This window comes from Peribacillus huizhouensis (assembly GCF_014138605.1).
Lineage (GTDB): Bacteria > Bacillota > Bacilli > Bacillales > DSM-1321 > Peribacillus > Peribacillus huizhouensis.
Genome location: NZ_JACJHX010000004.1, coordinates 46,514 through 71,119 on the forward strand (window position 1 = coordinate 46,514; position 24,606 = coordinate 71,119).

Here is a 24,606-nt window from a genome sequence, read left to right on the forward strand (position 1 = left end):
GTTAAAATCAAGGAGAAAAACCTCCCTGATTATTTTTTGAAATGTTCATCGACATTTTCTTTATCAATAAGAATGACAGGAACACTAATATTTTTATCTAGTTTCTTACCATTAATTGCTTCAAGAGCTGCTTTAATAGATTCTTCACCGATTTTAGATGGTTGCTGCTGTATCATTGCTAGTATATAATCTTCACGGACTCCTTCTGCTGCCTCATCCGTCACATCAAAACCAATAATTTTTGTATGCTTGTTGTTAGCTGATTCAAGAGCTGCTAATGCACCTAAAACGCTGTTTTCTGCAGTAGCATAAATATAATCGACATGCGGATTCGCTTGAAGGATATTTTCAACTGTAGCCATTGATTTTTGACGATCGTATCCTGGTTGGCTGTTTAGAATTTTAACCTTATCAAACCCTTTTAGCGCTTCTTTTAATCCTTCTAATCTTTGTTTTTGTACGAAAGATTGCTCGTGCGTGACAACTGCGACTTCTACTTCTTTCCCATCTGCTTCAACTTTGTTTTTTAAATACTCACCTAATTGTTTACCAGCTTCATAATTTTCAGTTCCGATAAAAGTATCTACACTTTCACTTTCCACAACAGCATCTGCAGTAATAATAGGAATTCCTTTATCTTTCGCTTCTTCAATTACAGGAATAACTCCAGCATTATCAACCGCTAAAACTACTAAAGCATCTACCTTTTTTTGCATATAATCTTCAATTGAAGATACTTGCTTAGCTAAATCCAAGTTAGGGTCATTAACTAATAATTCTACTCCAGCTTCTTCAGCAGCTTTTTTCATCCCATTGTCAATATCAATAAAAAACTGATGACGTAATGTAGCTGTTGTAACTCCAATTGTTAATTTTCCGTCTTCCTTTTTGTCAGATCCTGACTTTTCCACATTAGACGAACTACAAGCTGCCAAAATCATGACCATAGCTGCAACGATTAGTAAAAAAACTTTTTTCATAAATTCCCCTCCATATTTTTAATTATTTAAATTTATTGACTCAACATCACACCAAGAAATAATGAAATTCACATAAATCTCGATTAATGATAAAAACTGAGATATAGGCACTGATTCATCGACACAGTGACATTGTCTCGGATCTCCACAGCCTACAATAATCGTAGGAATTTTACCGAATCCAGAAAGGATACGAGCATCACATCCCGCGGGCATCCCCTCAATTACAGCTTCTTTCTGTAATACATCCTCTATTACACTCTTCATTTCTTGTACGAGTGAATGAGTTATTGGCGTTTCAAAAGGATATCCTTCCTGATAAACATTTACTTGAGGAGGATGTTCCTTCAACCACTCATCGCCATTGACAACGCTTTCAATAGCCCCTAACACTTGGCTGTTCACACGCTCTCTTGTTAGTCCATAAGCTTCATTTTGTTTTGGCTGATAATGAAGACATGTTTTTAACGTACAAGAACCTGGAACTACTGAACCAGCTATACCTCCTGCTATCTCCCCAAGATTAATAGTAGGGCCTGGTAAAAGAGGATGTTTCTCTGTCATAAGCCAGCGATGCTCCAAATCTTTCAGAGATTGATAGATTTTTATCGCCTTGTCAATAGCATTGACACCCTCCCAAAGTTGGCTGGAATGAAGACTATGCCCTTCAACCACTATTTCATGAAATAAAAACCCCATATGCGCTGGCTGGATGTGTAATTGAGTAGGTTCCCCCACAATCGCTGCATCAGCTGTATAACCTCTTTCTACACAAGCAAGAGTTCCATTCCCACCACCTTCCTCATCAACTACGGATTGGATAATTAAATCACCTTTTAATTGTATTCCTGACGTCTTGATGACTTGTGCTGCTAGAATCATGGCAGCTAAAGATGCCTTCATATCGGTAGACCCAAGTCCATATAGAACATCTCCTTGAACTTGTCCTAAGAAAGGATCATTAGACCACTTATCTCGGTCTCCGAATGGCATGGTATCTATATGCCCGTTTAGTATTAAAGATTTTCCTCCACCCGTTCCTTTTAGAATTCCTACAATATTGGGACGCTCGCGATTATCATGACCTAAATTGGCACCTGGAAATTTTTTTATTTTTTCATCTTCCACTAAAAACTCATCAATTTCAAAGCCAAGATCCAAAAGTTTCTGCTTAATGATTTCTTGCCCCGCTTTTTCTTTTCCGCCAAGAACCCCGTGCCCAAGCACTTGAGTATCGGTTTGCACTAATTGTGACAAGAAGTTTATATACTCTTCCTTATTTGAATATACGATTTCATTTACAGTCATTCACATCACCAGCCTACGATTATTATTTCTTAATGTGTTCTAAAATTCGTTGCCATAATGGTTGATAATATTCCCAGTCCATGAATTCTATTGGCCCCCAATGTGGAGCACAATCGCTAGCAAAGGCAGCTGTTTTCCCTTTTCCATATTCCCCAATAACTAATAATGGATCTCCTTCGATTTGTACCAAAGTTGTTGCATTTTCCTTTGCAGAAAAACGATTATAGCCTAAAAACGGCGGCCATTGTTCGAGACCTTTTGTTATCGAGTGCTCAAGAGTTGTTTCAGGATAAACCCCTTCTGGTTTTTCTACCCTATCATCCCTGTCTAACATTTCTACTGGAAGAACGTCAGCAAGAATCGTATTTTTATAGTTGGCTTTTCCTTCTATCCCCATAAAAGATAGATAGCCTCCTATCATCAATAGCCCTCCGCCATTTTCGACATATTGACGTATAAGTTCTAAGGAATTCGGAATTCTTTCCATATAATAAAAGGTTTTATTTTGAAGCAAGAAAGTATTACTTCCTATATCACTAATCACAATCGAATCGTACTGCTCCAAAGCTTCAAGCTTATCCGGAAATCTCACTTGAACTTCGTGTGAAGGCATGTAATCAATTTCTATACCTCTATTTCTTAAACTATCAATTAAAAAAGTTGCGCCTTCTTCATATTTAGTTGATTCAAACGTGTCATATCCTTTTGCATGAATCATATGAACAGTCCATGATTCCCCTATAAATAATATTCTCATTTCAATTCCCCCTTTATTTGTAAGCGATTACATTACTAGCGAAAATCTACTTGATTTCTGATAAGATGCCAATCTTAGCTATTTCACTAGACTTCCTCTGACCAATCGCTCCTATCTTCATTTCAACAATCATTTACCATATCAACTTTTTGCATCACCCCTTTCAAATAACATTTTGATCCTTTTTACTCCTACTGTCGTTATTGCTATTTGAAGTCTGATACCTTGATAAAACACTATTCGCTATTAAACTATTAAATTAATAGCTGCTATACCCTTAGATTAACTTTTCAGTGTTTCATACTAAATGTTCTATCAAGACAGACATTCAGATTGTAATACATTCTCTGTATTTCTTTTTCTCATTAAAAGTATTAACTTGCTTTGAATACGGTATTGAATTTTGAGCACTTTCTAGTGTAACTGCTATTGCGGCTGCGCAGCTTGAAGTGCACTCTTTCCTCCTGAGAAAAAGGAAGTTTCTATCCCCTGTATCGTCTCACCATTATCCATATTCATACTACTTATCACTAAAATTCGGGACATTCCTCCCGCTCCTTAACCCAAGTATTTCACCGACCCAAATTTCTGAAGTTCAACACCTAAGGTAACTTTCTTAGGAAATGATTCGTTTTTTTCAACTTGCTTTAACTTTTCAATGAGCATTTCAGCTGCATGAGTCCCCATTTCATATGTTGGACGTTTTACAACACTCACTCTCGGCTTAACAAATTCAGCAAGATCATTTGCATCAAAGCCTACGAGGGATACATCTAATCCTATTGTGAGATCCAAATCTCTTAATGCCTTTATAGTTCCTTGACAAATCAGATTGTTTGCAGCAAATATTGCTGTTGGCGGTTTGGGTAATTTCATCAGTTCTTTAGTTGATTGGTAACCGTTGTTTTCAAACCAATCTCCATGCTTTTGGTAATCACTTACTAATTCAATACCATTATCTTTTAGTGCTTGTTGATATCCCCAGTACCTTTCAGTTCCGTCATTAAATGTTTGAGGTCCAGTAATAATAGCGATATCTCGATGTCCATATTCGATTAAATATTTAGTGGCTTCATATGCTCCACCAAAATTGTCAATGATCACTCCATCAAGACCGCAACCATCAATATAACGATCTACGAGGATGACTGGCTTATTCATTTTTTGATAAAATACTGGATCCTTATGTGCGCCAATTAGTACAATTCCATCAACATTTCTCCGGAGGGAGCTTTCAAAGAATGTATCTTCTTCACTTTCACTATCATTTGTTGAAAATACAAAGGTATTATAACCCCTTTCTTTAGCCACATTAACTGTTCCTTTGATAACTGATGTATAAAATGGGTTTTCTATTTCAGGAACGACCACTGCCAACATCTGCGTTTGTTTAGTAATCATGGATGCAGCCATCGTATTAGGTACATAATTTAGTTCCTTAACTACTTTTAATACCTTTTTACGTGTTTGGTCACTAACCCTATCCAGTCCATTTAGGACTCTTGAAACTGTCGCTACTGAAACATTTGCTTGTTTAGCGACATCTTTAATTGTTATGTCACAGGTCATTACGATCCTCCATAAAACTTAGTAAATATGTAAACGTTTTTACCAAATAAATACTATATTTACAATTGTATCATTATGGCAATTCACCTTTTTGTAAAAACGTTTACATTTGGATTATAAATTAATTTTTTAGACTTTTCAATATTTATTTTAAGTATTATGAATTTTTTTATTTCATGTTGAGATCCGCCATCATCGATATAGTCGGAATCTTTGTAAAAGGATTGATGCTTAAGTCAATTTCATGATTCATTATTTTAATTTGAAATACAGACTTAAAAATTTAGTTCTATTAAAAATTTTAACTTTAAGCAGCTTGCTTTTGAATGTTTAAGTTGCATTCATACGGTCGACAGCAATTTTTGAAGCATGATAAACCAAGGTTAGATCAATTGAACCTTGGTACGTTTTCCTACACGATAACGAACAGTCTTGAGCTGAAAGTGTAGCTTGGGACATCCACAGAGGTATGGCGATTAAAATCGGTTTCCAAGTTTTTGAGCAGCGGACTGATGTAGTATTATTTCTAATGTCAGAGGGGATGTTCGCCTTATATCCATTTTGGCAAAGACCTTCATTGGCTAAAGGACAGTCCTACATTCTTTAGGACGCATGTACTTGAGTGTTTGTTCGGATCTAAACTATCATAGCGATACGAGTGTTCACGAAAACAAGTCTGTACGAAATGTATATCAAAGCCTTCTGGCTCAGGCTTATTATAAGCAATCAATGATTGTTGACCCATTCGGTGAGTCTGTGTTTAAATCGGCTCAATATCATATCTTGCGTCTATCATTTCGTAACGTATCGCACACGCTTATGGAGCCCTTTTAATAAAGGAATCGCCATCTTTCCGTCATTCAAATTTCGGGAAGAAAACGGGATTAAATAATATATTGGCTTTCTGTTCCAACGGCTAAATGTCCTTAAAGCCATAGCAATAAACATTCTTACCTTCGCTGTTTTTCTTCCCACCTTGTTCAAGCATAACACCACTTCAATAACCAAACTTTATTCCTAAACAACAAAAGAACGTTAAAAGAAATCTTTTCAAAATCCTTCACTCATTATTTTAGATGTTCATTTAGAACGTTCTCTTCCAAAACATCAGATGTATCACCATACACTTTGATAAGATGTTGTTCTCCCCAAGTGCAAAGCGAATTTAAGATACCTTGTAAGCTCCATCCATATTCACTTAGCTCATACTCCACTTTTGGTGGAACTTGATTATAAACAATTCTATTAATGACTCCATCTACCTCTAATTCACGTAATTGTTGTGTTAACATCTTTTGTGTAATGTCCGGCATAAGACGCTTCAATTCACTTGTTCGTTTCTTACCGTGTGTTAGATGGCATAGAATGACACATTTCCACTTTCCCCCTATCACTTCAAGCGTCGCCTCTACTGAAATATTGTATTTCTTCTTCATATATAATTCCTCCACATGTATAGGAACTTAAAAGTACCTATAGAACCTTTTGGTTCCTATAGTACTTTTAAGTGCGTACTTCTCTACTGATTTCATATGTATCATAATAGCATTTATCGATTGAGTTTGAATGTAATTAGTTTTTAGTTTACTTAAAACAAGATCGTTCATACATTACCAAATTTTTAGGAGGAGAAAAATGTCTTTAGATAAAAAACAAAGTACTTTCGCACTGTTAGCCTTAGCTATAAGTGCATTTGCAATAGGAACAACAGAATTTATCAGTGTAGGTCTTTTACCATTAATAGCGAATGATTTACAAATATCTGTTACGACAGCAGGCTTGACAGTTTCCTTATATGCATTAGGAGTAACATTTGGGGCACCGATTCTAACTTCCTTTACTTCTAGTATGTCAAGAAAATCATTACTTCTTTGGATTATGGTTATTTTTATTATAGGCAATAGTATTGCTGCTAGTGCGACAAGCATTGGTGTGTTACTTGTTGCTCGTGTCATTTCAGCCTTTTCACATGGAGTTTTTATGTCCATTGGCTCTACCATTGCTGCAGATTTAGTACCAGAAAATAAAAGAGCTAGTGCCATATCCATAATGTTTTCTGGACTCACGGTAGCCACTGTAACAGGTGTACCATTGGGAACATTTATTGGACAACAATTTGGTTGGAGAATGGCCTTTATCATCATCATTGGCGTCGGAATTATTGCCTTAATCGCGAATAGTATCCTGATTCCATCTAGCTTACGAAAAGCGACTCGTACAACACTTCGTGATCAATTCAAATTAGTGACAAATGGTCGCTTATTGCTTTTATTTATAATTACAGCCTTAGGTTATGGAGGAACATTCGTTGTCTTTACTTATCTATCTCCCATGCTACAGGAAATAACAGGATATAAAGAAGGAACAGTTGCTGTAATACTTCTTGTTTATGGTATTGCAATCGCAATTGGCAACATGATAGGTGGAAAGCTGTCGAATCACAATCCAATTAAGTCGTTATTTTACATGTTTATTGTGCAAGCGGTGATATTATTTCTCCTGATGTTTACGGCACCATTTAAAATAACAGGATTGATTACCATTTTCTTAATGGGGCTTCTAGCTTTTATGAATGTGCCGGGCTTACAAGTGTATGTGGTTATGTTAGCAGAACGATTTGTACCGACTGGAGTAGATGTGGCGTCTGCCATCAATATTGCTGCATTTAACGCAGGAATTGCAATCGGCTCCTACTTAGGTGGTATGATCACAGACTCTATTGGACTGATTCACACCTCTTGGGTAGGAGCACTTATGGTACTGATAGCTGCCATCCTTGCAGGTTGGAGTGCATCCCTTGAAAGAAAAGACCATAAGGGGGGATAAATTGAAACTTCAATCAGTGGGAGGTTCTTCCCCCCACTGATTGTTAGTCCCGATCTAGAGTCGCTAATACCTCACTCCGCTTCGGTAAAGCGACTCTACGACCCCGATTCAATGAATCACAGACTAAGTACGCCGCGTCCTCATGTCTTCGTCTATGTGACCCACGTCCTGTGGGCCTCAACTACACCTTTGAAGACCACTAAGGTAGGTTTCACTGTATCACCTTTACGGGCAGTTGATCCCCACCGATCTTCTTTTAGCATGCTCAGAATCTCAAGGAGGGGTCTTACTGCCAGTTAAGAGTGGGATAAATTGAAGGGGGTGGTTTGCTAAATAATATAAGTGTGAAATCAACAAATATAGCACAATCTCATTTCTCATAAATAAAAATTGGAGGTTTAATTATAATGATTAAAAACATACAAGATACAACTAATTTGCATAATGGTGTAAAAATGCCTTGGTTTGGAATTGGAGTGTTTAAAGTAGAAGAAGGACCTGAACTGGTTAATGCCGTAAAATTGGCAATTAAACATGGGTACCGTAGTATTGATACAGCAGCCATTTATGAAAATGAAGCGGGAGTTGGTCAAGCTATCCGTGAAGGAATAATAGAAACAAATATCCCTAGAGAAGAACTATTTATAACATCGAAAGTTTGGAATTCTGACCTAGGTTACGAATCCACTATAGCAGCTTATGAAACAAGCTTAAAAAAACTTGGTCTTGAGTATTTAGATCTATATCTTATTCACTGGCCTGTAGAAGGTAAATATAAGGAAGCTTGGCGTGCATTAGAGACTCTTTATAAAGAAGGAAGAGTAAAGGCTATTGGAGTAAGCAACTTCCAGGTCCACCATCTTGAAGACTTAATGAATGATGCCGAAATTAAACCGATGGTCAATCAAGTAGAATACCACCCACGATTAACTCAAAAAGAAATTCAAGCCTTTTGTCAAGAACATGGAATTCAGTTAGAAGCTTGGTCACCTTTAATGCAAGGGCAATTATTAGATAATCTAGTATTACAAGAAATAGCAAATAACTATAGCAAGACTATTGCTCAAGTTATTTTACGCTGGGATTTACAAAATGGCGTTGTCACCATTCCAAAATCCACGAAGGAACATCGAATTGTTGAGAACTCAACTATATTCGACTTCGAACTAACTAAAGAAGAGATGCAGCGAATTAACAAGCTAAATCAAAATCTTCGAGTAGGTCCAGATCCTGACAACTTTGATTTTTAATAAAAAAGGGCATAAGATATGATCAGCATCCCAATTGGTAGACACATCTATCAATTGGGAGGCTGTTTTGTTCGTTAAATATACTATAGAACAATGAACGCCAAATGATATTGTCCCAAACTTATGTCTGATGGCGTAAGTACTTCAATTCTCCTTATATCCCTTCTAACTCGAAGCGTTTTGTAATTTTTTTCGAAGTTGTTCGGCTGCAAATAATGCATTCATGTCTTGAACAATCTCACCCGGTTTGTTTCCTTCACCAATAATGTATCCGTCAAAGGTTGTCCCTACAAAGTCAAAGATATGCTGGAATTGCTGAATCAATGGTAAACCTTTCATGTATGGCTTATCTCCACCCACTGCAACTACATACGCTCTTTTTTGAGACATTTGATTTTTAAAATCGGGATACTTTGCGTCTTTCAATGTTTGGGACCATCGATCAATAAAATTTTTCATTGTTCCCGTCATGCTATACCAATAAATCGGGGTAGAAAAAATAAGAATATCATGGAGAAGAATGCGATCAATGATTGAGTCATAATCATCATTGATTTCGGGAAACCCTTCCTCTGCATGACGCTTATCTATTATAGGTTCAATCAAATAATCCTTCAGATATATTTCCTCCACGACTAATCCTTGAGTAGCCAACTTTGTTAACGACTCTGTATTCCCGTTTGGACGGTTTCCCCCGTAAATAACTGCAATGGTCATCTTTAAAACCTCCACGTTTTTGTTAATTGATAATTTTTTATTTCTAATTAATATTTTATAATGATATTGAAAAACAATAAAACGGATTATTCCGATTAAATCAATCGATAAAAGCGATTTAAGGAAGGTGAGAGAATTGGAGATCAAACAACTGATTACCTTTAAGGTAGCTGCTGAAAGTCTGAACTTTACCCAAACGGCGAAAATGTTGAATTTTGCTCAATCGAGCGTAACGGCCCAAATGAAATCGCTTGAAGCTGAACTTGGAACACCTTTGTTTGAACGTCTAGGGAAGCGTCTAATTTTGACAGAAGCCGGGCGAAAGTTTCAATTATACGCAGATAAAATGATTAAACTGAATGAAGAAGCAAAGATGGCTGTAAGTGGAGATGAAGGACTTTCGGGAACATTAACAATTGGAGCACAGGAAAGTCAATGCACTTACCGACTTCCACCAATACTCATGGAGTTTAAGAAACAATATCCTAACATTAAGGTCATATTTAAACCGGCACATTCTGACGAAATGGCAAGAAAGGAGCTACAGGAGGGCTTGTTGGATATTGCTTTCATAATGGACACATCGAAGCCAGGAGATCCATTGAAAATAGAATGCCTTACACAAGAAAAAATCAAAATGGTCGTTGCTCCAAATCATCGTTTACTTGCCAAATCAGAAGTTCGTCCAAAAGATCTTGAATATGAAACATTTTTACTTACTGAATTAGGCTGCTCCTATCGCACCCTATTAGAAGATTCCCTTCGCTCAGTAGAAGTATACCCACAAAATAAATTCGAATTCGGTAGTATAGAAGCCATCAAACAATGTGTGATGGCGGGTTTGGGAATTGCGGTACTTCCGGAAATGGCAGTCGAGTCAGACATTAGATTGGGAAAACTGAAGGAATTGGCATGGATAAACACCTTATCACCGATTTTTACCCAGATTGCATGGCATAAAGATAAATGGATGACTCCTCCATTAGAAGCCTTTATAGAATTAACCCGTGAAACCTTTAAAACAAATAAAACTTAGATGAGTACTGCACTTTAACGGTTGTTGTATTCTGTGAAATTATCCATAAAAACCCCTATAAATGTTAGATTGATGTCTAACATTTATGGGGCAGTTCATTAGTAGAAGTGCTTTTAAATTAATTCAAAAGTGTTTAAAATAACCTTATTTATATCTGCATCAACTGCAACGCCCTGTTAACAAGAAGGAAATTGTGAAAGACATTTCGATTCTAGTAAAAAAACAACAGTTATTACGATTCACACGACTTGTTATTTAATTGATATGCTTTTCCGCCCAGTAAGCGATTCAGACAATGAAGATAGGGTCATTATTAAGTAAAATTACAGTTTTCCCTTTATTAAAAATATAAAAAGAAGTATCAAGAACATTTAGTTGTTCTATGATACTTCTTTAATAAATACTGACTATATGCTTACTAATTGTTGGGTTTCGCTTAATAGTAACAGTGAACGATCTTATGAAATTTTAACTAATAATCTTTATTACATTTCAAACCAAATACCGTTTCAAAGCAGAAACAAAAAGGATAAAGAATATCTATTAAGCAACATTATTTACATTCTTATTTCCATTAAGATCATTCTTGTATTTAAAACTTACAGCAAAAATGATTGCAAGGACGAATGTGTATACTGCAAAAACTAACCAGATACTTTGCCAATCCTTCACTCCGTTAATCGTAAAGTAATCCACCAGTTTTCCACTAAGAACAGCGCCTACATAGGTACCGATTCCGTTGACCATTGTCATGAATAAGCCTTGTGCACTTCCACGAATTCGACGATCCACTTCCTTTTCTACAAAAATAGAGCCGGAAATATTAAAGAAGTCAAATGCAGCACCATATACAATCATTGATAATAGCAATAAGATGACTCCTACATTAGACGGGCTGCCATAGGCAAAAAGGATAAAGCGTAATGTCCATGCCACCATGCTCAACAACATTACCGTCTTAATCCCAAATTTACGTAAGAAAAAAGGAATGGCAAGAATAAAGAATACTTCAGCAATTTGTCCCATTGATAATAAAATTGCTGGATATTTAACAACGAGGCTATCTTTATAGTTAGCGATTGACGCAAAATCATGTAAAAATGGGTCAGCAAATACAAGGTTAATCTGCAATGCCGCACCTAACAGCATAGCAAAAATGAAAAAGATAGCCATTCTCTTTTGCTTAAATAATACGAAAGCATCTAGACCTAAAAGACTTACTAACGACTTATCCTTTTTGACATTTGATGTTGGATTATCAGGCAGTGTAAATGAATAAAGTGCAAGTAAGAAGGAAGCCCCCGCAGCCATGTAAAGCTGGATATTGCTTAACTCAAGTCCACCAAGACTAATTACCCACATCGCAAGAATAAAACTAATTGTTCCAAAAACACGAACAGAAGGGAAGTCTTTCGTTGTATCAAGCCCTTCTTTTTCTAGGCAAAAATACGAAATCGTATAAGATAAAGATATCGTCGGCATGTAAACCATTGCGTTAAAAAGCATAGCCCAAAACATGAGATTAGGGTCTGAAATCCCTGCAGCTAAAAATAAGAAAATCGCTCCAAGGAAATGGCAAATTCCATATAATCTATTTGCTTTTATCCAACGATCTGCAATAATCCCTACAAGACTTGGCATTAGAAGAGAGGCAATCCCTATTGTGCTATAAACACCTCCAACTTGTGTGCCGGTAAAATGCAAGGTATTGAACATATATGAGCCAAGTGTAACAAGCCAACATCCCCAAATAAAAAACTGAAGTGACATCATAATTTTAAGTCGTGATTTTATAGTCATTTTTTCCTCCAACTATGCTTTGTGCTAAACTCTTTTTTAAAATTTTGATTTTAAATAGAGTCATGTATTTATTTTCTGAAAGTTCCGGTAATTGTATCTATAATATTGGTATTTGACTTACTCACATGATAATTTTTTCTATAAAAAATACAATCAACTATATTGATCGTAATACATTAAGAACTTTTCTCTAAATGTACTACGATCAATGGTTCACAAAAAAAGAATGGTCTTTAAGCTTTCAAGATAGTTATTAACTTTAACAAAAACTGTAACCTCATGTTAATTAACCATCTATTTCAAAATCTGTATGTTATAGATTAAGCTTTTTTAGATAATTCGGTAATATAATCGAAGAAAGCATTAGAATTTACATCATAAACAACATTTACTGGGCGACCATTGTCTGTTTCTTCTGTACGCCCCTGACTCGGCCCATCTGTATGCACGATACTATTAATTCTTTTCACTTTTACAATATCACTATTACCAACAAATGCTGTTGTTAAGACATCCCATAAAAAATATGTTGAGTTTGTTGTAAAGTGAACCAACGGCGGGCACATCGCATAACATTGGCCAATAAAATCAACACCGAGGTGTTTACGTTCAGATGCCCAACGATTACGTATATCTACTGTAAGAGGTACCTGGCTAGTGCTTTCAAGCGCTACTAAATCAATTTCTATACTACTTTTCCATACTCGACCAGCTGCTTCAGGGTCCCAAAACACATTCCATTCCGCAGTCCCATCATGTTCAGGCTCTTCCACATTTCCTACATCACGAAAAGTGCCGCCCATCCATACGAGTCGATCGATTTTTTCTTCAATAGAAGGGTCTTCATCTAGTGCACGAGCAAGATCCGTAAGTGGACCGGTGAATAAAAGAGTAGTTTTTTCATCTGAAGCGTGAATGGCATCTATCATATGAAGATGTGCTGGTTTCTCCGCTACTGGTGTAACAATCTTTCCGGATTCATTTAATATTGGCAAGGCATCCACAAAGAAAGCGTGCAAACGCCAATCTTTAGGAAAAGGATTTTTTCCACGAGAATTTGACTCTGCTACATCTAGACTGCCTTTTCCAAAGCGATCAATGATTTTTCGGCTTGCAAACATAGCTGGTTCTAAATAACAATCAGCTGGAATGACGGAAACACCAGTTAGTTCGATGGTATCCATTTGCAGTAATAAAAATAGAGAAACAAGATCATCTACACCGCCATCATGATTAAAGTAAATTTTCTTTTTCATTCTTTCTCAATCCTTTCACATTGCATTTTTATTTTGCTTTACGAATTGATCCAACTGTTTTCTAAGCGTTGGAATGGGTCACACTTTATTACACATTAAGAGCGAACAAAACTTTCTTGGTATAACACTTTGCATAATAAAATCTAAAATTAAATAGTACTTAAACGATAAAAAACGCTCCGATATCTACCGGAGCGTTGACTAGGGTATGAGTAAATAAAAGAAAGAGACTCCCTCTTTCATTTAAAACTTACCTCGTAGTCAAGCCCTTTACGGCGGCTTGGTAGAAACTTTTGGGCCATATTCCCAATATTATACGACATAATTCTACATTAAATTCACTTTTATCATAGCAACGATTTAAAGTCGCGTCAACAAATAAAAAACAATTGTTTATATTTTTAATAATTGTTTATATTTTCTCGATATAATATCACGAGCGTTTATCATCTAATTTCTACCAATAAAGTGAAACTTCATTCAATGGGGGTTTTCTTCATCCACTACTGAGTGTTAGTCCCGTTCTAGATTCGCTAATATCTCCGCTACGCTTCGATAAAGCGACTCTACAAACCCGATTAAATGAATCACAGACTAAGTACGCCGCATCCTGCGGCAACGTCTGTGTGACCCACATCCTGTGGGCCTCAACTAAACCTTTGAAATCCACAAAGGTAAGTTTCACTGTATCTCACCAATCGGGCTTTTACGGGCAGTTGTCTCCTCCACCTACTTCTTCTAATTCTTGAGGTGGGGGTCTACTGCCCATTTATGCGGGATAAAATTACATAAAAAAGAGAGATTCTCATGTAAAATAGTAGTCATCCCTACAACATTTTACGAAGTGAGAACCACTCTTGAACTAGTATTGCGCGATTTTTTCACTCATTCATCTTTTCTTTTCGAAGCTGAACTTTAACCGATTTTAGCTGAAGTCACTGTTTTAAATGCCGCGTCGACTATTATTAGATGCCGCTTCATACTCCCCTCACTAACTTAGTGCGCAATTTGTTGGATATATATTCAACAATTAATTTCCTAATTATATATTAATATTTTTTGTAAATTATAGGTAAACTAAATATTTTTTCCTCTTTTATCAGCTAAAATAATCGTATACTAATAGCCCTTATATAGAACAAATGGAGGTTATATAACTTGGTTATAAAACAATTACAATTACTAGTAACAAGTGATGTTCATGGCTATATCATGCCCACCACATTTCGTAGAACTGAAGAAACTCTCGGTTTAGCAAAAGCTGCAAGTTTAATAGAACAATTGCGACATGAGAGACCTAGTATTTTAATTGACAATGGAGATCTATTACAAGGTAGTCCTTTAACTTATTATCACCAACAATTTCATGCTCACGAACCAAATCCGATTATTGAAGTGGCGAATGCTCTCCATTATGATCTTGCTGTATTTGGAAATCATGAATTTAATTACGGTTTATCTTTTCTAAATAAATCCATTCAAGAATCTCATTTTCCATGGTTAACAGGAAATATAGTTTTTGATGATGGCACATCTTTTACAATCCCTTATATGATTAAAGAAATTGAAGGTGTCCGTATTGGTATTGTTGGTGTAACTACCCATTTCGTGCCGATTTGGGAAGATCCAAGCCACATTGAAGGAATACAGTTTAGACAGGCTTTTGAAAGTGCTAAGAAGTGGCTTGAACATCTGCACCATCATGAAAATGTAGACGTTACCGTACTTTGTTATCATGGAGGTTTTTCACACAATTTAACTACTGGGGAACTTTTAGAAGCTGATACTGGAGAAAATGAAGGCTACCAAATGTGTAAAGAACTCGACTTTGATATATTTATAACGGGACATCAACATCGTGATATTTGTACAAAAGCATTTGGTAAATCGATTGTACAGCCAGGCACAAAAGGTGTTTGTGTTGCTGCAATTTCATTGGATGTTGCAATGGAAAATGGAAAAGTCATTTCTATCAAACACGAACCTTCTTTACATTACGTAGATCAACATACACCCATTAATAAACGAGTTGTAAATAAAATAGAGCGCGTATATTCATTAACCGAAAAATGGTTAGATGAACCAATTGGGCAAATTGAAGGAAATATGTTGTACGAAGATGCATTTGATGTTCGTGTAAACAAACATCCATATATTGAATTTATCCAACACGTACAAATGGAAGTCACAAATGCGCAAATATCCTGTACTGCACTATTTAACGATGGCCCAGGAGGATTCCCACCACAAGTTACAATGAGAGATATTGTAACAAATTATATTTATCCAAATACATTGAAAGTATTATGCGTTTCAGGAAGACATATTGTTGAAGCACTCGAACAAAGTGCTACTTATTTCACGATCAAAAATGAAACCATAGCTGTTTCAGACTCATTTATTTATCCAAAACATCAACCTTATAATTATGATATGTGGGAAGGTATTGAGTATGTAATGGATATTCACAGTCCGATTGGTCAAAGAATTATTGAAGTAATCTATCAGGGGCAACCACTTGATTTAACTGCATCCTACGAGGTCGTAATGAATAATTATCGCGCATCAGGCGGAGGAAACTTCTCTTATTTTGCAGATTGTCCAATTATTAAAGATATTCAGATTGATATGACCGAACTAATTGCTAACTATTTCCGAAAGAATCCTATTGTACAAGCAACCTGTCATCAAAACTGGACAATTCTTTAAATATCATATTAAAACTATGGGGATGTGTCTTAATAATTTTTAGGCATAGACACGCCCCTTTTGTAAAGTGACAAAAAACTGTTAAATTTTAACATATAGAGATCAGATTCCTCGTTCCGATTTAGGACTGGGCTAAGTGCTATGAAAATAAGCCTCACTTTAAGGAATAAAAAAATATCTTTTCATGAAGATCGTCTTCGATGACAGGGTTTCTGACACAAAGAGAGCTTTGCGACAAAAGTATACCAGATGCAGGAAATCCCCTAAGAGCCTATATATTGGGTTTTAAAATAATGCCCCTTCTATAGCAATATTTCTTTTAGTTTCCTATTTTGACTTGTTCGACTAATTGGATCATTTCATATCACGAAGGTTTTTCCGTTGGTTTTTAAAACGATATGCCCGGAGCCGTCGATCTGTTCAACGGCTTCAGGCAATGCAAGACAGATAGATATCGCGTGCGCATTCAAGCATGCCTACTGCCTAATGTGATTTCATACATTAATTGACTATGTCGGATTCTATTTGGCATTCACATCTGGTTGATGAATGCCAAATATATTCCCTTCAGTATCCTTATAGTACCCTTGCCACGCCATTCCAGGCAGGGCATACTTTGGCATTGCGACTTGGCCACCATTTTCAATAATTTTAGTTTCTGTTAAATCGTAGTTTTCCACTCCCATTGTACAAGCGTATCCATTTAACGCCTGATTTGTTTCTGGCGGAGCACTTTGACGCTGCATCAAAGCACCATTGATTCCTAGCTCATTTTCATCGCCAGTCACTGCTCCAAAGTAAGGCATTCCAGCATATTCACTCCAATCTTGAAAAGACCATCCGAATACCTCTCCATAAAACTTCTTCGCCCGCTCCATATCATCAACATGAATTTCGAAATGAACTAATCTTCCCATGATTCCCTCCTATTTTTCATTAAAATTTTTATATAAACCCATCCACTATTATCGTAACAATGATGGAAATATATTCAAAGTTTACTTTGAGATTTCATTAAAGCATTTGCTTCCTGAACAACTGAATTTGTGTAATAATCTTTCATTTCAAAACGATTTTTCACTGTTATGTGAAGGGATTTATCTCACTTACTTTTCCCTGAACATTTTTCTACCACTTATGTTTGAATAGCAAAATACTTGCTCGATTACAAGGAGGAAATGAGATATGACATCTACATATACTTTCAGAACGTATTTTTGTAGATTCTTTTTGATAAATAAGCATTTTCATCTCCTCTTAAACAGAACATACATTCGTTAGTGTTATTATAACAGAAATTTTATCCACTTTACCATATTTGAACAAAAATATTTTTGATAGAAAAAAGCTCCATTCTTCCCCAATCCGCTATCTTGTATTAAAGATAGCGGGTATTCTGTCTAGAAAAGATAAAATGTTAAATTGAATAATAACTGATATGCATGAATCTTATGCAAACTAAAAAAAATGCTATGCTAATAAGTTTTCATTTATTTTCTTGCAAATAATATTCAATTAAATTACGTGGGATTGAGCCAAGAGTGTTTCAATTCCCAGTTTGAAACCAATAAACCTTAATACATCTAATATTTCTTCGAAGGGTCCCTTTTCTCGGCATTTCCCATTTTTTCTTTATCCTCTATGGATTTGTCTTCTTGGAGAAATATTATTCACCAAATATTCTACGTGTTCCATCGCACATTCTCTCGATTATTCACTCGAAACCCGCCGTTCCTCATTTAATGATATAGATAGATTTTAAATCATTGTTTTTTGTCCAAAACAACATAGATAAATCAAATAAATACTGAAAATGCAGGAAGAAAGATGTATTAAATTGTCTATTTTTGTCGAACACATTGTTATATTGTCGGAATTTGCTATAATATCCCTGTTCCAATAGTTTTGCGATAAAGGCAAATCAAACTTAGTGAAAGCTTCGGTCGCTAAGCAACGAAATTAAAGTATTTTAGCTCTGTTAGCTAAGCACTCGAAGCATACTAGCAAAAAAGAGAACCTAGTTTCATTAGGTTCGCTTTTTTTATGTAAAATTTATTAATGAATGAAGAGGAAGTGAGAAATTTTTGTCCATTATACCCGAATCCTAGCTATTTTTTAAGAACAACTTGCAATCTCCCTTTCAGTTTCGACAACTTTTTTCAATCAGGTTATCATTGAAAATCGTCTAGGTAGTGATTCGCCACTTTTCATAAAACAAACAAAGGGGAGCCATTATCATTTAATAATAGAAAAGGGAAATAAAACAAAACTGTTAAATTAATAAATTTTAGGAAACCTTGGGATTTAAACTATAAGAACTTGGAGTGTAAGAAGTGAAAAAACAATTTAATTTTAAAAGTATAAAAATGAAAATGTTACTTGGATTTTCATTAGTTATTTTACTTATCGTTTTATTTGGGATTTATAATTATTCGGTAATCAAGAAGAGTAATGAGGATGCTAAAAATATTGTAGAAAAAGAGCTGCCGCTATTAATTGCTAATGAGCAAATGGCTAAAACAATGGCGAATCGAATATCCACAGCCCGTGGTTATGTGTTATATGGTGGCGACTATAAAGACCGATTTAACGATTATACTGAAGAGGGTAAACGTAATGAAGCAATTGTTAGAGAGATAGGGGCTACAGAAGAATTTGACAATCTTATCAAAAAGACTGTTGAGTGGCGAAAGTTTGTAGCAAAAGAAGTTTTCGAAGAGTATGACAAAGGAAATAAAGAATTGGCCCGACAAAATCTAGCAGAAAAAGACCAGGCTGTACGTGAAATAATGGCTGGATATGAAGAGCTGGCTAGTAAAAGTCAAGATTCGATTAATGAAACAGAGAGCAAAATCATTGCAAATGGAAAAAAAACACTATTTATAGCCACGATAGTAACCATTTTGGTTATTGTAGTTAGTTTAGCTGCCGCACTGATTACTTCCAACATTATTGCAAAACCAATAATAAAAGTGATGGAGCGAATGAAGTTAATTGCAAATGGTGATCTAAGCAATGAACCATTAGAAACAAAATTACAAGATGAGGTAGGTCAGCTTGTGGTTGCAACAAACGAAATGAATCATAATATTCGTGAATTACTAAGTGAAATAAACGTCGCCTCTGGATCCATTGCAGGTCAAAGTGAAGAATTAACACAATCAGCTAATGAAGTGAACGCTGGTTCCCAACAAATTGCAACTACTATGCAGGAATTAGCCGCTGGTTCAGAATCAGAAGCCATAATTGCCAGTAATCTGGCCTCCCTTATGGGATTATTTTCAACTTCTATTCAAGAAGTAAATACAATTGGAGAAGGTATTCAAAAAGCCTCCAATGAAGTTTTCCAAATGACGAGTGAAGGCAGTAAATTAATGGAATTATCTAACGAGCAAATGGCGAAGATTGACCTAATCGTGCAAGAATCGGTTCAAAAAGTACAAGGTTTAGACATTAAGTCACAAGAAATATCAAAATTAGTCTCTGTTATCCAAGAAATTGCTGACCAGACGAATCTTCTAGCTCTAAATGCAGCCATCGAGGCAGCAAGAGCAGGCGAACATGGCAAAGGTTTTGCCGTAGTTGCAGATGAAGTCAGAAAGCTTGCTGAACAAGTGTCTACATCTATTACGGATATTACTGACATTGTCGCCGGTATACAAGACGAATCCAGTTTAGTAGCGGAATCATTATATGATGGATATAAGGAAGTTAACCAAGGTACAATCCAAATAAAAACGACTCGAGAAACTTTTGCTAAAATAAACTCCGCAGTAACAGAAATGTCAATCAATATTAATACAGTATCTGGAAACCTATCAAGCATCGTTGCAAACAGTGAAAAAATGAATGAATCTATCTCAGAAATTGCTGCTATATCTGAAGAGTCCGCTGCAGGCGTTGAACAAACCTCTGCCTCGTCTCAACAAATAAGCAGTTCAATGGAAGAAGTAGCTAATAACTCTGATGAACTAGCGAAATTAGCTGAAAAACTGAATGGTTTAGTTCATCAATTTAAGCTTTAGATGGATGATAATAATTTAAGCTAGCCAACGTGTGAGAAATTCTACCTTTTTATAAAGGTTCAACGTCAAATGTTGGGGTGAAGTGATTTTACTTCACCCTTATCCAATATGCGAGCCCACCCTCTTATACCTATGAGTTAATAGTATTTTAGCTCGAAACCGTAGAAAACTTCTAAAGCCAAACGCGTTTAATTCATCACTTTCCTTAAGTTGTTATTCCCTCTAAAAAGCCGTTGGAATTGTTGTAACTAAAACTATTCAATATCTCCACTTGCCAATTCTTTATGGTTCGTACAGCCCTTGTAAATTCGCGAATTCCTTCTCTATCGACCTCTTCGTAAAAACTACCTTAATACTACGAATCTTAATACTCTCCACAAGCGTATTCATTTCGGCAAACCTTTTACCACACGGACAAACATAGCGTCTTCTTCTATAGAAAAGTAAGGTTTGTCTTTCAAACATCTTTAAATGTTTAATTTTTTGTATCCGGTAATCGTGGATTTTTTGTGTGACCGTGTGACAGACTGGACAAGAGTGAGGTTCAACAGGCTTCTCTACATGAATACAGAGTTTTCCCTCCATTTCCTCCATCATCGTCACCGTTACTTCTTCAAACCCAGGCAATTTTATTTTAGAATTTATTAGCACGTATCTCCCATCTATACTTGTTTCTCGACAACTCAAGTATAAAAGACTGGATGATTACGTGCATTTTTTTATGTTTAATATTGTGTTAGAATCCCAACAAATAGTATAGAACCTTTATAGAAACAAACTAGACCCTTTGCGTAAATTCACAAAGGGTCTTTGATTATACTAGAAACCAGCTATTTCAAGGATATATAGACATCGGGATAATCAATTTTAAAGAAAAAGGCATAGTCTCCTCACATATTGAGGAGTCATATCTTTTATTATTTTAAGAAGACTTTTTCAGTGGCATTTATAAAATCTGATAGCCTGAATCATGAAGGCAAGAAACGAAAGATCTATTTAAAGGGGATCATTTTATCGTATTAAAACTTATTCCAAATTTTAAAATTAACCAAATCATTTATAAATTACTTTTGCAATACTCCATACACCTAACATGTGCTTTCAAACTACACAATAACATAAGATCTACTAATCTTAATTGTTTCGAATAGTTCAATGAAGTAGGGAAACTATTAAATCCATTACCCCTTTACCATTGTCAAATGCTCATTTAAACCCATACGTTTGAAATCAAACTACTGATACTGCTCATAGATCTTTAAGATTAATTCTATTTATGCTATCTCTCATCCCTAATTCCGGGGTGTTGTCCCTAACGTTTCTTTATCAGGTACTTTCGTCAATTTTTTTGGCTCTTTTATGTTCCCTGAAACAAGGATAGAACCTAAAAGTACGATTACCGTTCCTATAACAAATTGTAAACTAATAGGAGTACCTATAAATATTATTTCAGTTACTATCGCCCAAAAAACATAAGTATTATTAAGAGATTGACCCCTAGCAGCACCAATTAAATTAATTGACATGTAGTATAAAGAATAGTTGGCAAATCCAAATAAACCTGCTACGATAATTAGCCATACTATATTAGATGACACCGCTTGAAATGCTAAAGGAAATCCATGCATAAATGGTACAATTAATATTCCATAACAGAGTGCGGAGGTCAACTGTCTTATATTAATTGCATATAAAGGAACGACCTCTTTTCCTTTCATTCCCCAAGCACCGATCACACCTTCAAGTCCCCAAAATATGGCTGCACCTAATGAGAACAATATTCCAATGAAAAAATTACTATTGACGTCAAACTTGGATGGCATATAGGCTAATATAATCACTCCTGTGATACTTAAAACAACGCCGAACCAAGTTTTTCTGTTCATTTTTTCCTTCAAAAAGGTGAAAGCAAGCACAGCACCGATTCCAGGGAATATGGAAGCAATACTGGCAGCATAAGTTGCTCCTACATATTGAATACCAAGAAAATAAAAGGTCATGGCCAAAGGTCCACCCGACAATGCTCCTAAAACTAAAATCGCACCGCTCTTAGTTTTCAACAGCTTTAATACATTAATAAATTCACCTTTTACAATCATAAATAAAGATACCCATAGAGCAGAGAAAAAGTCATGCAAGAAAGCGGCTATAATTGGAGCAAGTACAACAGCCTCTTTAAAAGGTGTACTAGCTATTATAATGCCAATGATTACTGTATCTACACCCCAAGCAATAGCTGAAGTAGCCCCTAGCCCTATACCCATTTTAGCTTTATTAATATTTTTTACATTCATTAACTCAACCTCTTTTCCAAAAATCATTTCACCATAATATTCATTGAATGGTGAAGCTAGGAAAAGCAATGAGAATGTCCCCTTGCCACGCACCTGCTAGAAAAAATAAAATGGCGCGTTCACACGTTCCATTGCTTATTCCTTTTCCATGCCGGCTGGCAATATATTTAATTTGTCTATCAAGAATAGAGTTTATTCTGCTCAAATTCTTTATTTCCTAACATTGAATAGTCGCGTCTTACTAACATTAATATAAGACGGTGAAAAAGTTTTTTTAAATAATCCAAATGAAGAAAAGGTAGAAATATGAAGGTCCAACACCTTAAACTAATTGTTACGAATATCCCTAGCTTCTCAAATTTTTAGAAACTTATATTGGTAGGACGTATAAAAACAACCGAGGAAATGTTTTTGCGGTAATGCTTACCGACGATGGTTTTGTGTAACTTAAATGGATGATAAAAGGAGTCCATTATCTAAAAACTATCCATATTGGATTCATCTAGGAAATAAAGAATAAGTGAATAAGAGCAATCAACGATTGAAAGAGGATGGATTTAAAGTAGAATCCCAAAAACAACTACATCATTTTACGTGTTTCGACTTTTTTTGTCAAGTTCTGTGAGGGTGAGGTCCAATAATACCTTGTGTATTCTGAGATATGTTTAGAGTGTTTTCAGATTGAGAGTTCGCTCCAGTGGCCAATTCTTCAATGGTAATCGGCACTTGATCACCACCAGTTTTTACTACTTCTGAGGGTGTAAAAGCAGCGCTTTGCTTACCAACCTCGACAAGTCTGAAACCTCGTGGATGCTTAACATTTTTTTATTATGTTGATAATTAAAATGCCAGCTACTACATATAGCTGGCCCATTTCTCTCATTATCGATACCTGATTTTACGCTCTTTGTTTACGAGTGAATACGTCAAAAATAACTGCTAGGGCTAACACACCACCACGAATGATATATTGAGGCGCAATTCCTACCCCCATCAAGTTCATGCCATTTGTTAACGTTGCCATAACGAGTGCCCCAATCACAGCTCCTGTTACTTTACCAACTCCACCTGCTGCGGAAACACCACCAACGAATGCTGCTGCAATGGCATCAAGTTCGAATAAAGTACCTGCAGTGGTTGTTGCAGATTGTAATCGGGAGGTAAACAAAATACCCGATAATGCGGATAGCATCCCCATGGATCCAAATACAAGGAATGTAATTTTACTCACATTTATCCCACTAAGATGTGCTGCCTCTGGGTTACTACCTACTGCATAAATATGTCGTCCTACCACTGTCTTCGTTGTAATAAAGTGGTAAACCATTACAACAAAAAGCATAATGATAACTGTCCAAGATAATCCGTTGTAACTAGCTAAAATCCATGAAATATACCCAATAATAGCGGATACAAAAAATAACTGCAGAATAAAAATTTCTTTTGATACAACTTCAAAATTGTATTTTACTTTATTTCTTCGGTTTGAGATCGTGCTGTAAATATAGAATATAATCGCCATTGCTCCAACGATCAACGTTAATAGATGCGCACCATTAATGACCATGAGCGCTGGAATATATCCATTACCTATCGCATTAAATGCATCATTATTAACGATAATCGTCCCTGTCTTTTCTGTTGCTAGAAGAATGGCCCCCCTATAAATCAGCCATCCAGCTAAAGTAGCAACGAAAGCGGGAATTCCTATTTTGGCTACTAGAAAACCTGTAATCGATCCAGCAAATAGTCCAAGAATTAATATAATTGGGATAACGATATAGACCGGCAATCCTACCTGCATAAGTAATATCGCTGCAATCGCACCAAGAAATCCAGCTAAGAAACCTATAGATAAGTCAATATGCCTAATGACAATAACGAGCATGACACCCACTGCTAAAACGGCAATATAGCCAGCAGAATCTAGTAAATTACTTATATTTCTTGCAGACATAAAGAGACCATCTGTTAGAATGGAGAAGGTCACCATAATCACGATTAAAGCAATGTACATACCGTAATCACGAATATTATCCTTAATTAAATGCTTCGCTTCATTCAATAGTTTCATACAAT

At 35.8% G+C, this 24,606-nt stretch carries 17 protein-coding genes, 2 pseudogenes and 1 riboswitch; of the genes and pseudogenes, 5 read left to right on the forward strand and 14 right to left on the reverse strand.

The features are described 5' to 3' along the window. Positions 1-29: 29 nt before the first annotated feature. The 6 genes and pseudogenes from HNP81_RS07975 to HNP81_RS07995 form a co-directional block, all read right to left on the reverse strand. Positions 30-980, reverse strand: coding sequence for a substrate-binding domain-containing protein (locus tag HNP81_RS07975; protein WP_182502234.1), 951 nt, complete (start codon positions 978-980; stop codon positions 30-32). 18 nt (positions 981-998) lie between these two features. Continuing rightward, positions 999-2,288: an ArgE/DapE family deacylase gene (locus HNP81_RS07980; RefSeq protein WP_182502235.1), complete on the reverse strand. Its 1,290-nt coding sequence runs from the start codon at positions 2,286-2,288 to the stop codon at positions 999-1,001. Positions 2,289-2,310: 22 nt separating this feature from the next. Further along, positions 2,311-3,045, reverse strand: coding sequence for a glutamine amidotransferase (locus HNP81_RS07985; RefSeq protein ID WP_182502236.1), 735 nt, complete (start codon positions 3,043-3,045; stop codon positions 2,311-2,313). Positions 3,046-3,603: 558 nt separating this feature from the next. Next, positions 3,604-4,614 carry a LacI family DNA-binding transcriptional regulator gene (locus tag HNP81_RS07990; RefSeq protein WP_034300222.1) on the reverse strand — a complete coding sequence of 337 codons (1,011 nt, stop codon included), beginning with the start codon at positions 4,612-4,614 and terminating at the stop codon, positions 3,604-3,606. 330 nt (positions 4,615-4,944) lie between these two features. Beyond that, positions 4,945-5,590, reverse strand: a pseudogene (locus tag HNP81_RS23785) (transposase); the annotation flags it as partial. A 91-nt stretch (positions 5,591-5,681) separates the two neighbouring features. Next, positions 5,682-6,050, reverse strand: coding sequence for a winged helix-turn-helix transcriptional regulator (locus HNP81_RS07995; protein ID WP_182502237.1), 369 nt, complete (start codon positions 6,048-6,050; stop codon positions 5,682-5,684). Between the two features lie 199 nt (positions 6,051-6,249). Here HNP81_RS07995 and HNP81_RS08000 point away from each other — a divergent pair, with 199 nt between their 5' ends. Both HNP81_RS08000 and HNP81_RS08005 read left to right on the forward strand, forming a co-directional pair. After that, a complete protein-coding gene (locus HNP81_RS08000; protein ID WP_182502238.1) occupies positions 6,250-7,440 on the forward strand; it encodes an MFS transporter in 1,191 nt (396 codons plus the stop codon). 407 nt (positions 7,441-7,847) lie between these two features. Continuing rightward, positions 7,848-8,690 carry an aldo/keto reductase gene (locus tag HNP81_RS08005; RefSeq protein WP_182502239.1) on the forward strand — a complete coding sequence of 281 codons (843 nt, stop codon included), beginning with the start codon at positions 7,848-7,850 and terminating at the stop codon, positions 8,688-8,690. Between the two features lie 165 nt (positions 8,691-8,855). Here the strand turns inward: HNP81_RS08005 and HNP81_RS08010 are convergent, their stop codons facing one another. After that, positions 8,856-9,407 carry a flavodoxin family protein gene (locus HNP81_RS08010; RefSeq protein ID WP_028390040.1) on the reverse strand — a complete coding sequence of 184 codons (552 nt, stop codon included), beginning with the start codon at positions 9,405-9,407 and terminating at the stop codon, positions 8,856-8,858. Between the two features lie 136 nt (positions 9,408-9,543). Between HNP81_RS08010 and HNP81_RS08015 the strand changes: the two genes are divergently transcribed. Then, on the forward strand, positions 9,544-10,443 hold the full coding sequence (locus HNP81_RS08015; RefSeq protein ID WP_182502240.1) for a LysR family transcriptional regulator: 900 nt from the start codon (positions 9,544-9,546) through the stop codon (positions 10,441-10,443). Between the two features lie 543 nt (positions 10,444-10,986). On the opposite strand, the gene HNP81_RS08020 is transcribed toward HNP81_RS08015, so the two are convergent. Together HNP81_RS08020 and HNP81_RS08025 are read right to left on the reverse strand one after the other, a co-directional pair. After that, positions 10,987-12,243, reverse strand: coding sequence for a nucleoside permease (locus tag HNP81_RS08020; RefSeq protein WP_028390038.1), 1,257 nt, complete (start codon positions 12,241-12,243; stop codon positions 10,987-10,989). Positions 12,244-12,563: 320 nt separating this feature from the next. Further along, positions 12,564-13,499, reverse strand: coding sequence for a nucleoside hydrolase (locus tag HNP81_RS08025; RefSeq protein ID WP_182502241.1), 936 nt, complete (start codon positions 13,497-13,499; stop codon positions 12,564-12,566). Positions 13,500-13,737: 238 nt separating this feature from the next. After that, positions 13,738-13,839: riboswitch (purine riboswitch) on the reverse strand. An 818-nt stretch (positions 13,840-14,657) separates the two neighbouring features. Here HNP81_RS08025 and HNP81_RS08030 point away from each other — a divergent pair. Beyond that, on the forward strand, positions 14,658-16,208 hold the full coding sequence (locus HNP81_RS08030; RefSeq protein ID WP_246399282.1) for a bifunctional metallophosphatase/5'-nucleotidase: 1,551 nt from the start codon (positions 14,658-14,660) through the stop codon (positions 16,206-16,208). A 521-nt stretch (positions 16,209-16,729) separates the two neighbouring features. On the opposite strand, the gene HNP81_RS08035 is transcribed toward HNP81_RS08030, so the two are convergent. Continuing rightward, a complete protein-coding gene (locus HNP81_RS08035) occupies positions 16,730-17,125 on the reverse strand; it encodes a VOC family protein (protein ID WP_028390035.1) in 396 nt (131 codons plus the stop codon). A gap of 1,416 nt (positions 17,126-18,541) precedes the next feature. Here HNP81_RS08035 and HNP81_RS08040 point away from each other — a divergent pair. Next, positions 18,542-20,233, forward strand: a complete 1,692-nt coding sequence (locus tag HNP81_RS08040) for a methyl-accepting chemotaxis protein (protein ID WP_182502242.1) — start codon at positions 18,542-18,544, stop codon at positions 20,231-20,233. 99 nt (positions 20,234-20,332) lie between these two features. Here the strand turns inward: HNP81_RS08040 and HNP81_RS08045 are convergent. From HNP81_RS08045 to HNP81_RS08060, 4 genes and pseudogenes are all read right to left on the reverse strand, one after another. Continuing rightward, positions 20,333-20,830: pseudogene (locus tag HNP81_RS08045) on the reverse strand (transposase family protein). A gap of 695 nt (positions 20,831-21,525) precedes the next feature. Then, positions 21,526-22,527: a DMT family transporter gene (locus tag HNP81_RS08050; protein WP_182502243.1), complete on the reverse strand. Its 1,002-nt coding sequence runs from the start codon at positions 22,525-22,527 to the stop codon at positions 21,526-21,528. Positions 22,528-22,567: 40 nt separating this feature from the next. Next, the gene (locus HNP81_RS08055) at positions 22,568-22,732 is read right to left on the reverse strand and encodes a hypothetical protein (RefSeq protein WP_154663986.1); all 165 of its coding nucleotides are present in this window, start codon (positions 22,730-22,732) and stop codon (positions 22,568-22,570) included. Positions 22,733-23,425: 693 nt separating this feature from the next. Next, on the reverse strand, positions 23,426-24,601 hold the full coding sequence (locus HNP81_RS08060) for a sugar ABC transporter permease (RefSeq protein WP_028390033.1): 1,176 nt from the start codon (positions 24,599-24,601) through the stop codon (positions 23,426-23,428). Positions 24,602-24,606: the final 5 nt, after the last annotated feature.

Coding starts and splice junctions, on each gene's coding strand:
- HNP81_RS07985 (WP_182502236.1), bottom strand. CDS start 3,045: ATGAGAATATTATTTATAGGGGAATCATGGACTGTTCATATGATTCAT.
- HNP81_RS08060 (WP_028390033.1), bottom strand. CDS start 24,601: ATGAAACTATTGAATGAAGCGAAGCATTTAATTAAGGATAATATTCGT.
- HNP81_RS08005 (WP_182502239.1), top strand. CDS start 7,848: ATGATTAAAAACATACAAGATACAACTAATTTGCATAATGGTGTAAAA.
- HNP81_RS07995 (WP_182502237.1), bottom strand. CDS start 6,050: ATGAAGAAGAAATACAATATTTCAGTAGAGGCGACGCTTGAAGTGATA.
- HNP81_RS07975 (WP_182502234.1), bottom strand. CDS start 980: ATGAAAAAAGTTTTTTTACTAATCGTTGCAGCTATGGTCATGATTTTG.
- HNP81_RS07980 (WP_182502235.1), bottom strand. CDS start 2,288: ATGACTGTAAATGAAATCGTATATTCAAATAAGGAAGAGTATATAAAC.
- HNP81_RS07990 (WP_034300222.1), bottom strand. CDS start 4,614: ATGACCTGTGACATAACAATTAAAGATGTCGCTAAACAAGCAAATGTT.
- HNP81_RS08000 (WP_182502238.1), top strand. CDS start 6,250: ATGTCTTTAGATAAAAAACAAAGTACTTTCGCACTGTTAGCCTTAGCT.
- HNP81_RS08025 (WP_182502241.1), bottom strand. CDS start 13,499: ATGAAAAAGAAAATTTACTTTAATCATGATGGCGGTGTAGATGATCTT.
- HNP81_RS08050 (WP_182502243.1), bottom strand. CDS start 22,527: ATGAATGTAAAAAATATTAATAAAGCTAAAATGGGTATAGGGCTAGGG.
- HNP81_RS08020 (WP_028390038.1), bottom strand. CDS start 12,243: ATGACTATAAAATCACGACTTAAAATTATGATGTCACTTCAGTTTTTT.
- HNP81_RS08035 (WP_028390035.1), bottom strand. CDS start 17,125: ATGGGAAGATTAGTTCATTTCGAAATTCATGTTGATGATATGGAGCGG.
- HNP81_RS08010 (WP_028390040.1), bottom strand. CDS start 9,407: ATGACCATTGCAGTTATTTACGGGGGAAACCGTCCAAACGGGAATACA.